Raw genomic sequence first — 12,794 nt, 5'->3', positions numbered from 1 at the left:
TCAATTTAATAAAACGTACAATTTCTGGAATAAAAGTCATCCGCTGCGTAAGCATTCGACTTTTTTGCAATTTTGAATGAAACATAGTTTTCAGATTTTTCTGAAATTATTTGTGCAACACTAGTGAATTAAAAAACATGCGGATTTCATTTTGGACGGGCTATTTTTACTTGAACTGAAGTATTTGACTTCAGAGAATCTACTTGATGCGGAGCTAGTTTACCGATGCGGGTATATTTGTAGTGGGTCGGAAAATCTTCATAAAAAATGACTAAAGTCCGCGAACCGAATAGTAAAACATCCCCTTTGCGGATTTGTTGGATTGGTTGTTCATCCGTGGGTAATTCAAACGGCAGCTCTTGAAATTTCTCATTGCCATTTAGCTCCTGTAACGTCAATTCTAGTGGTAATCTTTTTATAAATGCGTGCGTGGTGTCATTGTTCGCTAAATGGAGCTGATAAGTTTTGCCTTTGATCTTTACAGATACAGCTGAAAAATTTTTTTCTTTTGGACTTGGTTCTTTTGGCAATTTTACTGGCTTCACACTTTGGCAAGCAGTCAAACCGAAAAACAAACTAATAAGTATTAGCAACTTAAAAGCATGCATCAGACTCTCCTCCTTTATGCTTAGCATACTGAAAAAAGTCAGCGCTGACTAATACGTAATTGGCATAAGCTATTATGCACTACAGCTATAATACAAAAAAGTCGTGACCGAATTCGTTTCGATCACGACCTTTTTAGTTTATTCAAAGATAAATTTAGTTCGCGTATATTTATAAAAAATCCCACTGACTAAAACTAAGATACTTCCGATCAACGGGATCAGGTGATTATCTTTTTCACCAGTCTTTGGCAAGACCCGTGTTTTCCCATTTTTATCGATCACTACTAACGAACCATCTTTTTGAACTTTTGCCCCAACTTCGGCAGGTGAGGCGACGATGAGTTTTCCATTAGGCTTTTGGACGATCGGCAATCCTTTTTTCATACCGATGATTTTAGAGCCGTCGGGAAGCGTAATCGGATTTTTCAAAGATGGATGGCAATTGACTGGACGGATCTGCTCTTTGGTAGATTGCGCGTTGTCTTCTGCAAACATCTGCTCTTGCAGCGCTTGTGCGATTTGGGCTTTATCCCCCACTTCGATTTGTCGTTCCATTTTTGCTAGCGCCGTTCGAAGAGCTCTGTCCGTTTTTTGTCCAGTATGGTTTTTGGTACCTACTGAACTACTTTCAGTTTGAACACCAGTAGCTGATGTCGATTGTTCACGACTGCTTACTGAAGTCGAGCTTGAAGCAGTCGTGGTTTCAGTAGTTGATGTGCGGGATTCACTAGTTGTTGTAGATCCTTCCGTTGTAGTCGAACTTGTCGGTTCTTCACTATGTGCTGGCCTGGACGATCCTGAAGTCGTTGACTGCCCTGGTTTTGCAGGCTGAGAGCTAGGTTCAGTCGTGTGTCCAGTCGATTGACTCGGCACTTCTGTCGTCGTTCCTGTTGTTCCGTTGGGCTGTGAGGTTGTTGACGTTCCAGCAGGATCAGCTGACGTGCTAGGCTGCGGGTTCTCCGGCTCAGTTGAATTTTTTCCAGTCGTTTCATTAGGAACACTCGGAACGCTCGGTTGGACTGTACTAGGTTCGCTTGGGACAACTGGTTGCGGGACTTCTGATTGATTGGTCGTCGCAGGATTTTCTGATCCTTGGGTTGTCGAATTGGATTGGATTTCATTTTGATTAGGATTTGCTGGTTGAGCTGGCGAATTAGTTTGCTGGGTCGGAACTCCAACTTGATTCGTTGCAGCCGGCTTAGTTGTTTGAGCGGGCTTGCTGGCTGGCAATGAAGAAACACTTGTACCGGTTGCTGCACCTGATTCAGTCGAATTTATTGTCTCACTAGAAGTTGGATTCTCGGAATTTTTTGCAACAGTTGACGTATCAGTTAAGACTGTCATAGTCGAATTTTTTGTAGCTGACACTTGAACTGTTTGATTTTCAGTTGCTAGCGCCGATACTGATAATGTGAAACTTTCAAAAACTACCACCAGCAAACTAGTTAAAAAAGTTTTTTTCATACTCCATCCTCTCCAGTCTAGGCCTTGTCTCAGACGTTAGTTTAGAGTATAAAAGGTGGCGTTCAAGCCGTCAACTGATGAAACGCTAACTATAACGCACCTTATTTATTTTTGTTTATCACCGTAAGATGTAGTTTTAGTCAAATAACAAATTAAATTTAGATGACAAACGGCTGGTTTAATCTTATCTTAAACGTTTGAAACTATTATACCCAAACGCCAAACTACCGCTTAATGCAAAAATGATCAAACTGATTTTTTGAAAGCCCGGTAAAGGATCACTCACGGAAAACAGCAGTAAGCCTAAAAAGAAAATAAAATTCAAACTTGCGATCACAATCTCTAAGATCGGATTCGTTTTTCGTAATGAAAACAACAACGTGACTAAAAATAAGACGACCGCGGCAAATAAAGCAAAGACGGTGAACAATAAACTCGCAAAGGAATAATTTCCTTGTGCTAGGTGCAAGAGGGTTCCGTAGCCGAATAGACCGGCAAAAGCTGCCGCGCCTAAGATCAAAATACTTAAGGTGAATTTTGTGATCACCGGTGGCAATTTTTCCCGTAAGCTAAATAAAAGAGCGGTTAAGATTTCCATTGTGATAACCCTCGCTGAATTTGATTCGATTGCATGTGATAAAAAATTTTTTTGAACATGTGACACCTCGATTGATTTGGTTTCTGCTGCTGATTTATTTTACGCTAAATTACGATCAGCTCCAATCAAAAAAGCGAGTAAAGCACAAACTTTACTCGTTTTTTAATGATTCATTCGTTCAGCCTAAAAAACCAAAACATGCGTCGCTTCGTTTGACTAGTAGAAAGCATCTACCTGCTCCGCCGAGTAGTTTTGACCAAATTTATGCTACACTGAAATTATTACTTGTAACAACGACTACTCACTTTTCTAAAAGGAGGTCTTGTCCATGCAACCTAAATCATTGACACAAACTGAAGCCCTCGCGTGGTTTGATTCCCTGCCTTCACCTGACTGTTCCCACCTCACTGGTTTATGGAAAGGAACTGAACTTACCACAGGTCATCCACTAGAAGGTTTACTCACCGCGTGTGGCTGGTATGGCAAATATTTTAAAAACCCCGAAGAAGTCTATCCTCTCGTGATGGAAAAACGGAATGGTACTTTATATGCAATGGATGCGGGGCGTCTCCCTTTGTTTGCTGGAGTGGAACAGATCCCACGCGCTGTTGTCGCGAAAATTCGCGGAGCTGCCCCATTTTTGTTACAAACAAAAAAATCCGGTGCCCGCTTACGCGAAATCGAATACCGCGAGCACATCAGTCCTGCGATGATTTATGATCAAAAAGCGATCATCGATGTCTTTCGAAAAATCGATGAACACACACTACTTGGTCTGATGGATATTAAAGAAATCAGGAGCGAGCAGAAATTCTATTTCATTTTAGAAAAAATGGTTCGTAAATAAGTAGCCGTGCTTGTCGTTTTTTTTGAAGCGAACTATTGCGGCAATTAAAATCGTAGCTTGACTTGAGCCTCAGTGTCCGTATTGCTTAAAAACAATGTGCCGCCGCTTTGGGAAACGAGTTGTGCTGCAATCGTCAGTCCTAAACCATAATGTTCGTTGGTTCGAGCTGTCTTCTCGGTGAAAAAACGCTCTTTGCCATGACGTAAGGCAGCTTCAGAAAAGCCACCACTGTTTTGGATCGTCAGCCAATAATAACCCGCTGCATGATAAGCCGAAAAACGGATCTCACCGGTTGCTGCTGTATGTTCGACTGCATTATTGAAAATATTTTCTAACGCGCGAGTCAAATCGGCGGAGTTAATTTTTTTCTGACTAGCTTCAAGTGGTCCTAGCTTGAAATTTAGCTGGTGGGCTTTAGCTAAAGCTGCCCCGATTTGCCCCCAATGCTCCACTAGCTCAATTGAAATACTTTCAGTTGAAGTTTTAGCAGGTGCCAATGCAGAGATGACTTTTAATTCATCCACATAATCATTCAGCCGGGCTAAATTTCGCAAGATCACTTGTAGCTCGGCTTGTTCAGGTTCATCTTCGGCCAGCAGCTCCACATTGCCTTGCATGATCGAGATCGGTGTTTTGATGTCATGAGTGATAGCTTGGATACTTTCCGTCAACTGCTGCTCTTTTTGCCACTGACTTTTTAATGAAGCCGCCAACTCGTGTTTCAAGCGATCCATGCCAGTGATCAACTGTTGGATCTCTGTAATCGAACTCGCGGCTGGTTCATAAGTTAAATCTTGCACCAGCAAATGTTCATTTAATTCTGCGGCTTTATGTAATTCTTGCTGCAATTTTTTAGCAAAATGGCGCAAGATCAGCAGACTGCTTACACTTAACAGCAAGACAAAACTTACGACCACCAGCAGGTCGATCCGGGGAAACAGTTTGTACAGCGTAGGATTGCGAAAATAACCAGAAATCAAAAATCGTAAGCCGACATTATACTTAGCTCCTACGATATACCGATACTCTTGCATATTAAATGCGCTGTTAGCGGTTTGGTAGCGTCCGGTGTTTTTCGCGTGAACCAAAGCTTTGTGATCACGGGAAGTAAAAGTCGAGGCGACGATCTTGCCTTTTTTATCCGTGATTTCATACGCAAAATAAGGTGGGATTTGCTGGGGAGAAAAATTTTTTTGCTGGATTTTTTGGGTGAGCTGATCGGCTTGTTGAGTTAATTCTTGGGCTGATCCGATCAGTCGACTGCCCATCAATCCCCAAATAAGGAGACTCAAAATCCCAACGACGCCTAAAAAACCCAAAACTTCCATTAGCGCAAAACGGATCAAGATGCCTTTTAAACTCCGCGCCATCGATACCCTACCCCCCACACTGTTTCGATCGGATTTAAATCAAATGTCGCAAACTTATGGCGAATGTTTTTGATTCGTTCGGTGATCGTCGTTTGGCTGTCTCCTGTCGCGTCATAACCAAAAACGGTCGTGTAGATCGTCTCTTTGGCAAAAATCTGAGGCTTATTTTGTAACAATAGCTTACAGATCGCAAATTCAGCGGCGGTCAATTCCAACGGTGTCTCGCCAACATAAAATTGTTGCGCAATTAAATCTACCCAGACCGTTCCTGATTTTAAACGCAACTGCGGACTTCTTTTTTCACGCCGCACATGCGCTGCCACCCGCATTCGTAATTCCTTCAACGAAAATGGTTTCGTGATATAATCATCCCCACCACTGGCAAAACCTTCTACTAAATCCTTCTCAAAATCTTTAGCCGTCAAAAAAATCACTGGTGGCGCGATCACAGCGCGTTGTTGACGCAAATATGAAAAACCATCTTCATCGGGTAACATCACATCTAAAATAATTAGATCCGCTTGATTCAACTGCTGGATCGTCACAGCTTTCACTGAATCGTACGTTTCCACTTGATAACCGACTTTAACGAGCGCTTTATGCAGTAGTTGTAATAGATCGTGGTCATCATCAATAACGATTATTTTTTCCATCTTACTCTTCCTTTGTATTCGCTGGATTAAACCGATTGTACCAGAATTGCCCCACAAAATAAAAAAGAGCACCAGCGCAAACACCTAAAAATAAATACCAGCCCAATGGACCACCGGTTACTAAAAGTTTCGTTGGATAAACGGGTGGTAAGAATTGCCAGAAGGGTCCTAACAAATTAAATTCCCCGCCCACTGAACTTAAGATCAACCAAAATAAACTGAAAAAAATCGGACCAGCTAGCTGAAATTTTAGCGCTAACATATAATGTAGCGGTAAGATCAATGCCGTTAAACCGCACACCACTCCGCTTGTCAACAACATTTTTCCTGTAAATGGCCCCCTGCTCAGCCACCAAAAACTCCCAATCGCCAAACTGAAAACAAGCACGAGCCAGCTGAAATATAAAACCATTTGATTCCGCCAGACTTGATTACGGGTAAAGCCCATCGTCAGATCATTGATAAAATTTCCTGCCTGCCGTTCAGTTTCCGTTACGAGGCCGATCAAAATCCCGCTCATAAATTGACAAGCTAAGAGCAATAAAAACAAAAACGCTTGATAGCTAATCGGTGTCAGTAACGCTTTGCCTTGTGTCGCTTGTACATACCAACTGAACAAACCGCTATACAACAACGGTAAGACAATTAGCAGCAGCGGAACCCACGTTCGTTTTGTTTTTAGCCATTCTGCTTTAAGAAAGCGCAGCATTTTTTGAGCCTCCGATCTTCACTTGGACTAAAAGAAAAATAATAAAAATCGCGCTACTCAAAAACAGCGCACGCCAAACATTTTGCACGGGCTGCAATAAATGATAAACCGGATCGCTCGGCTGAAGGATCGTCCCGTTTGGATGAATAGCCAGTAAACTTGCCACACTTCGCATGCTATACGTCCACGGCAGAGCCCACCAAAATTTTGTCAACGCGATCAGCGCACTGGCAATCCCTAAACCAAAGTTCACCAGTAACGTGATGATCCGATTGGACAGCTGACTGATGACTAATGAAATCGTTAGTACGGGCAACGTACAGCAATAAACAACTGCTAAACTAAACCAATAGTAACTAGGAGCTAAAAACTGCACATCACCTGAAATAAATAAGATGAGTGTCCCGATCACGGCTTCTAAACTTAAAATAATCGCAAGCTCACCACTGTTGACCACTAGCTGCCGCCAAAATAATCGTTTTTGATCTACGCCGTTACTCGTCAAAAATAGTTGTAACTGTTTTTGACGCTTCACCGTACTGTTGACTAATAACGCACACGTGATCGGCAAAAACAACAATGTATTGAGATTGATACTGACTGTGGCATACACACTGTGAACGTCATCGATCCGGCCAGCAGCACCTCGCCACAGCAAAGAAAAAGCACTGAAGCACAGTGGCATCAGCCAGATCAACCGCATGTTACCGCTCCGTTTTTCCATCAACCAACTAGCCTTAAACATGTTGTGCGCCTCCTTTGATCAGTTCCATGAAGGTGGCCTCTAAATCGTGATGTTGATTTTTTTCTTCATAGAGTAAACGACCATCGACTAAAATCCCGATCGTATCAGCAATCACTTCGATCTCGGCTAAAATATGACTAGAGATGACGATCGTCATTCCAGCTTGAGCTAATTTTTTCAATAAGTTCCGCAGTGCTTCGATTCCCACCGGATCTAACCCATTCGTTGGTTCATCTAAAATTAGAAGTTGGGGCTTTTTTACAAGTGCCATCGCGATCCCTAGTCGTTGCTTCATCCCTAATGAAAAATGTTTCGCTAACTTATTGCCGGTTGACAGTTCGACTAAGTCTAATGCTTCGACTGCGTTTTCTTCCGGTAAATCAAGCAGTAATGACAAGACGCGTAAATTTTCTGCCGCAGTCAAATTTTCGTAAATCGCTGGTCGTTCGATCAACGCACCGATTTTTTTCAAGTCAGTTAACGTTAACGGCTGGCCATCAAATAAAATCGTCCCTGAGGTCGGCTGCATGATCCCGGTGATTAATTTCATCAAGGTGGATTTCCCCGCACCATTTGGACCCAGTAATCCATAGATTGTGCCCGAGTTTACTGTCAACGTGACCTCTCGTAAAATTTGTTGTTGTTTCGTTTGATAACTCAAGTGATTCGTTGTAAGTTTCATCTTGATCCCCCCTTGAGCTAAACTTACAAAACAAATCTAACGGAAAACTAACGGAAAAAAATAAACGTTTGCCCTCAAGCTCAACCCACGTAAAAAAGAAGTCCGACTTCTTTTTGCTTTATTGTTTACAGTTTTTTGCGACCAACTTTTTACTTTAGTGTTCAACTAATAGCGCGACGGTTTGATACGGCTGTAAAGTCAATTTTTGCGTCACTTCTGTCAATTCAGTATTGGTGATCAAAACATCACCAGCCACAAATTCAGCGGGTAGCTCTACTAGCGTCTCAGCAGCATAGAAATTATTCACCACTAGTAAACTCTGATTTTCGTAGCGCCGAATAAAACCATAGACTTGCGGATGTTCTGGGACAAATGCTTCATAAGTACCCTGTGCAATCACGGGATAATTTTTTCGCAGTGCGATCAACTTTTGATAATAGGGAAAAATCTTGCCGCCATGTTTTTCAGCGGCAACGTTGATCGTTTCAGCTTGCTGGTCACTAGCTAACCACGGCGTCCCGGTCGTAAAGCCCGCATTAGCACTTGTATCCCACTGCATCGGAATCCGCGCATTGTCCCGCGATTTTTTTTGGATTATCGCAAAAGCTGCAGCCGGTGTTAGTCCTTGTGCTAGTAAAGCTTGATAGGCATTATGACTTTCAATATCCACATAATCATGAATCGAATGGTATGTCGGATCGATCATCCCAATCTCTTCGCCCATATAAATATACGGTGTGCCTCGATTCAAGTGGATCGCACTGGCTAACATGGTAGCCCCCGCTTCACGGTATTGTTCGACTTCCACAAACCGGTTCAATGCCCGCGGTTGATCGTGATTATTCCAAAACCACGCATTCCAGCCAGTCTGCTCACTCATTTGCGTTCCCCACTCGTGAAATAAGCTTTTTAATTGTTCAAAATCAAACGGTGCATCCGTCCACTTTTGCCCATTTTCGTAATCGACTTTCAAATGATGAAAATTAAAGGTCATTGTCAATTCGTGGCGCTCTGGCTGCGTGTATAAAATACAATTTTCTACCGTGGTAAAACTCATCTCGCCTACGGTAATGATCTCCGGGTCGTTGCCATAAGTCGCTTGATTCATTTCTTTTAAATACGTATGGGTGATGGGGCGATCGGTATATTCTGGCTTGCCATCAAATTGATCATTATCTTTTAGCACTTCATCTTTTCCGATCACATTAATGACATCAAAGCGAAAGCCTTTGACACCTTTTGCTTGCCAAAATTTTACGACTTCAAACAAAGCTTCTCGGACTTCTGGATTGCGCCAATTTAGATCAGCCTGTGTCTTATCGTAAAGATGCAAATAATATTTTCCACTTTGCCCAAATGGTGCCCACGCACTACCGCCAAATTTTGAGACCCAATCAGTCGGCTCATCGCGTAAAATAAAATAATCTTGATAGCGTTTATCTCCAGCTAAAGCTTTTTGAAACCACGGATGTTCCGTCGACACATGATTGAGCACCATATCTAGCATGATTTCGATTCCCAAGTCTTTGGCTTGAGCGATCAAATTTTCAAAATCAGCCATCGTACCAAATAAAGGATCGATTGCCATGTAATCTTTGATGTCATACCCATTGTCTTTTTGGGGGCTCGGAAAAATCGGATTCAGCCACACCATCTCTACGCCAAGTTCCGCTAAATAAGGTAATTTTTCAATGATCCCATTTAAATCTCCGACCCCATTGCCCGTCGTATCTTTAAATGACTTCGGATAAATTTGGTAAATAACTTTTTCTTTGAACAAAATTCTGTTCCTCCTACTTTTTAACAATTGACTAACTACTACCGAAAAGAGACAGTTAATCGTCTCCTTTTTTTCCCATTAAACGAACTAGCGATTGTCGGCGCTAAACTAGATTTTAACTGCTGATAAGATCTGTTGGGTTTGATCCACGGCTTTTTGTTCGAAGACTGGATCAACTTGGAAATCGGCGGCATTGGTGATGATGACTGGCGTTTGCGTTTCATAACCGGCTGCTTTGATTGCGGTCAAATCAAATTCTAACAACAATTGCCCCCGTTTGACTGCATCACCTTGTTTGACGTGAGCTGTGAAATATTTTCCTTCCAGCTTGACGGTATCGATCCCGATATGAATCAGCATCTCTACGCCTTCATCACTGACTAAGCCGATCGCATGCAGCGTTGGAAATAATAAACTAACTTGTCCATCAAATGGCGCATAAAGTTTACCGGCTGTCGGTTCGATCACAACACCTTGCCCCATCATTCCTTGTGCAAAAACCGGATCTTTGGCTTGTTCTAATGGCAACAACTCACCTGCAATCGGAGCAGTAACGGCAACTACTTCACCCGCAGCCGTCGTCAATTGATCCACTTCATCTAAGCCAACTGGGATTTGGGCTTCAACTTTATCAAGTTTATTGAACAGACCGACTTTGTTAAATAAAACTGTCGTGATAAATGGAACTACGATCGCAATGGCCATTCCGATTGCAAAAATCACATAATCTTGGGGGCGAATTGCCAAAATCCCTGGCAACCCCCCAACGCCGATCGATAATGCCCGCACCTTAAACAATGTGATAAAAATTCCAGCGATCCCACTGCCGATCATAGCAGCAATAAAGGGATACATATATTTCAAATTGATCCCAAACATGGCAGGTTCTGTAACCCCCAGCCAAGCAGAAATCGTTGCCGGAACTGAGATCTGCTCTTCTTTTTTATTGCCTCGGTGTAAAAAGACGATCGCCGCGACTGCCGCACCTTGAGCAATATTGGAAAGACAAACCATTGGCCAAAAATTCGTTGAGCCAAAATCAGCGATCAACTGTAAATCCACCACCATCAACGTGTGATGCATCCCGGTGATGACTAATGGCGCGTAAAAAGCACCAATCACTCCCCCAAACAGCCAATTAAGCGGTGAAGTTAAACCAGCATTTACCGCCGCAGAAATCAAAGAACCAACTTTCCAACTGAAAGGTCCCAAAATCGTATGGGCTGCAATGATCGTTGGGAGTAGTGAAAATAACGGAACAAAAATCATAGCTATTGATTCTGGAATATGTTTGCGGAAGAAACGTTCCAAGTAAACTAACAAGAAGCCAGCCAACATTGCCGGAAGGACTTGACCTTGATAACCAATTTTATCGATTGAAAAAAAGCCGAAATTCCAAGTCCAATCTTTTGCGATTTCAGCCGCAGTTGTACTGTTTACTGCATAGGCATTCAATAATTGTGGGGAAACAAGCGTGATCCCTAAAACGATTCCGAGAATTTCTGTGGCACCCATTTTCCGAGCTACACTCCAAGTGATCCCCACTGGTAAGAAGTGAAAAATCGCTTCACTTGGCAACCACAAAAAATTATTGACCCCATTCCAAAAAGGATAGACTTTGACGATCGTTTGACCAGCAAGAAAGCCCATCGGTACCGCTTCTAAAATATTACGAAAACCTAAAATCAATCCTCCGACGATAATTGCAGGTAGCAACGGCGTAAAAATTTCAGCTAACAAAGTGATCGCTCGTTGAATCGGATTTTGATTTTGTTTCGCCGCTGACTTAGCGGCATCCTTTGACACCCCTGAAACACCAGATACTGCCACAAAATCATTATAAAAAGTTGGGACATCATTGCCGATAATGACTTGAAACTGTCCTGCATTAGTGAACATTCCTTTAACACTTGGAATGTCTTCGATCTGAGCTTCTTGTGCTTTTTTTGGATCATGTAAAACAAAGCGCATTCGGGTCGCACAATGTGTCACAGCTGAAATGTTTTGCTTGCCGCCGATCAGCGTTAAAAGTTCTTTTGCATCTTGTTCATACTTTCCCATTAAGATCCCTCCTGAATAACTTGTACGCACAAGTCAATTTGTAAAACAACTATAACGAGTACAACAAGTTATGTAAAGCGCTTCCTCAAAATGAAAAGTTTCTTAAATGAGAGCAGTTTCATCTAAGGGTTCATCTTTTATTTGAAAACGTTTCTTTTATGCTTATTTCAATCAAACATGTTGGTTTTATTCCCTACAAGCAGTTCTCTTTTGACCAGTTAAATAATTTTTTTATCATTTTCTAACGACAGACTATGTTGATTATTTTACAAGCTGCTTGAAAGATCGTATACTAAAATCACTTATCCGTACAAGTTAGGAGGAAGACGATGAAGACGTATGAATTGATCTCCCAGACGATCGAGCGTAACATTTTAAAAGGAGTCTACCCCGCTGGTAGTTACTTACCTAGTGAAAATAGTTTACGGCAAAAATATGATGTTTCCCGTGATACGATCCGCAAAGCACTAGCTGTTTTAATGGGGAACGGCTATATCCAAAAAATCCAAGGGAAAGGTTCTTTAGTTTTAAAACGAGAGCAGTTGCGTTTTCCAGTTTCCGGTTTGACCAGTTACAAAGAACTTCAAAACTCTTACGGCTATGAAGGTCAAACACAAGTCGTCAGTTTATACAAAAAAACAATTGATGAACCGTTAGCAAAAATTACGGGCTTTGAAACTGGACGGATCTGTTGGTCACTTGTTCGAACCCGCCAAATTGTAGGAAAAAAAGTTATCCTAGATAAAGACCTCTTAGCCACCGATCTGATCCCTGAATTAGATACCGAAATCGCGCGGGATTCAATCTATCGCTACTTAGAAGAGACATTAGGCTTACAAATTTCCTTTGCTGAAAAAGAGATCACGATTGATCACTTGACCGAAGAAGACCATGAATTGCTTAATCTTAATCAAAACGATACGAATATTGTCAGTGTCAAAAGCCGGGTCTTCACAGCAGATGCGATCCAATTCCAATACACCGAAAGCCGACACCGCGTCGATAAATTCCGCTTTTTTGATTTTGCCCGCCGCACACCGATCATTTTTTAGTTTACAAGCACATCTCTCAGTTTTCTCAAATCATTCCTATGCTCATGCAAAAAAATAAACACGCTGCTTTTATTAAGGCAGCGTGTCAGACTGTAGACTTTGTTTATCCTATTGTTGAATCAACGTATTCTACTTTAGGGCGTCCAAGTATTGACCCCGTTGTCTTGATCAAGTTAGTGTTCATTCAATATTTATTTGGGATTCCATCTATGCGTCAAACCATTA

Annotated in this window: 12 protein-coding genes and 1 pseudogene; 3 read left to right on the top strand and 10 right to left on the bottom strand. The window is 42.0% G+C overall.

Translation table 11 applies throughout. The features are described from left to right. Positions 1 to 146: 146 nt before the first annotated feature. The 3 genes from GVJ38_RS13685 to GVJ38_RS13675 form a co-directional block, all read right to left on the bottom strand. Positions 147 to 608: a cyclophilin-like fold protein gene (locus GVJ38_RS13685; RefSeq protein ID WP_159723759.1), complete on the bottom strand. Its 462-nt coding sequence runs from the start codon at positions 606 to 608 to the stop codon at positions 147 to 149. A gap of 138 nt (positions 609 to 746) precedes the next feature. After that, positions 747 to 2,072, bottom strand: coding sequence for an LPXTG cell wall anchor domain-containing protein (locus GVJ38_RS13680; protein ID WP_159723758.1), 1,326 nt, complete (start codon positions 2,070 to 2,072; stop codon positions 747 to 749). A 184-nt stretch (positions 2,073 to 2,256) separates the two neighbouring features. Beyond that, positions 2,257 to 2,670 carry a hypothetical protein gene (locus tag GVJ38_RS13675; RefSeq protein WP_159723757.1) on the bottom strand — a complete coding sequence of 138 codons (414 nt, stop codon included), beginning with the start codon at positions 2,668 to 2,670 and terminating at the stop codon, positions 2,257 to 2,259. Between the two features lie 328 nt (positions 2,671 to 2,998). Here GVJ38_RS13675 and GVJ38_RS13670 point away from each other — a divergent pair, with 328 nt between their 5' ends. Beyond that, positions 2,999 to 3,517, top strand: coding sequence for a DUF4334 domain-containing protein (locus GVJ38_RS13670; protein WP_159723756.1), 519 nt, complete (start codon positions 2,999 to 3,001; stop codon positions 3,515 to 3,517). Positions 3,518 to 3,561: 44 nt separating this feature from the next. On the opposite strand, the gene GVJ38_RS13665 is transcribed toward GVJ38_RS13670, so the two are convergent. From GVJ38_RS13665 to treP, 7 genes are all read right to left on the bottom strand, one after another. Further along, complete coding sequence (locus GVJ38_RS13665; RefSeq protein WP_159723755.1) at positions 3,562 to 4,887, bottom strand: sensor histidine kinase; 1,326 nt, start codon at positions 4,885 to 4,887, stop codon at positions 3,562 to 3,564. Continuing rightward, positions 4,872 to 5,540 carry a response regulator transcription factor gene (locus GVJ38_RS13660; RefSeq protein ID WP_159723754.1) on the bottom strand — a complete coding sequence of 223 codons (669 nt, stop codon included), beginning with the start codon at positions 5,538 to 5,540 and terminating at the stop codon, positions 4,872 to 4,874. Before GVJ38_RS13660 ends, GVJ38_RS13665 begins: the two co-directional genes overlap by 16 nt. Position 5,541: 1 nt before the next feature. After that, positions 5,542 to 6,249, bottom strand: coding sequence for a hypothetical protein (locus GVJ38_RS13655; protein WP_159723753.1), 708 nt, complete (start codon positions 6,247 to 6,249; stop codon positions 5,542 to 5,544). Beyond that, positions 6,233 to 6,994: a hypothetical protein gene (locus GVJ38_RS13650; RefSeq protein WP_159723752.1), complete on the bottom strand. Its 762-nt coding sequence runs from the start codon at positions 6,992 to 6,994 to the stop codon at positions 6,233 to 6,235. The genes GVJ38_RS13655 and GVJ38_RS13650 overlap by 17 nt, the downstream gene beginning before the upstream one ends. Continuing rightward, complete coding sequence (locus GVJ38_RS13645; RefSeq protein ID WP_159723761.1) at positions 6,987 to 7,682, bottom strand: ATP-binding cassette domain-containing protein; 696 nt, start codon at positions 7,680 to 7,682, stop codon at positions 6,987 to 6,989. The genes GVJ38_RS13650 and GVJ38_RS13645 overlap by 8 nt, the downstream gene beginning before the upstream one ends. Before the next feature lie 148 nt (positions 7,683 to 7,830). Beyond that, positions 7,831 to 9,459, bottom strand: a complete 1,629-nt coding sequence (treC, locus tag GVJ38_RS13640) for an alpha,alpha-phosphotrehalase (protein ID WP_159723760.1) — start codon at positions 9,457 to 9,459, stop codon at positions 7,831 to 7,833. Positions 9,460 to 9,564: 105 nt separating this feature from the next. Continuing rightward, positions 9,565 to 11,517 carry a PTS system trehalose-specific EIIBC component gene (treP, locus tag GVJ38_RS13635; RefSeq protein ID WP_159723751.1) on the bottom strand — a complete coding sequence of 651 codons (1,953 nt, stop codon included), beginning with the start codon at positions 11,515 to 11,517 and terminating at the stop codon, positions 9,565 to 9,567. A gap of 329 nt (positions 11,518 to 11,846) precedes the next feature. Between treP and treR the strand changes: the two genes are divergently transcribed. Together treR and GVJ38_RS13625 are read left to right on the top strand one after the other, a co-directional pair. Continuing rightward, positions 11,847 to 12,569 (top strand): trehalose operon repressor, encoded by a 723-nt coding sequence (gene treR, locus GVJ38_RS13630; protein ID WP_159723750.1) that lies wholly within the window; start codon positions 11,847 to 11,849, stop codon positions 12,567 to 12,569. Positions 12,570 to 12,667: 98 nt separating this feature from the next. Further along, a pseudogene (locus GVJ38_RS13625) lies at positions 12,668 to 12,794 on the top strand (transposase); the annotation flags it as partial.

The sequence above is a fragment of the Enterococcus sp. CSURQ0835 genome (assembly GCF_902706605.1).
Taxonomy (GTDB): Bacteria; Bacillota; Bacilli; order Lactobacillales; family Enterococcaceae; genus Enterococcus_A.
Note: the sequence above shows the minus strand (reverse complement) of the source record. Positions and strands in the feature narration are given on the sequence as shown.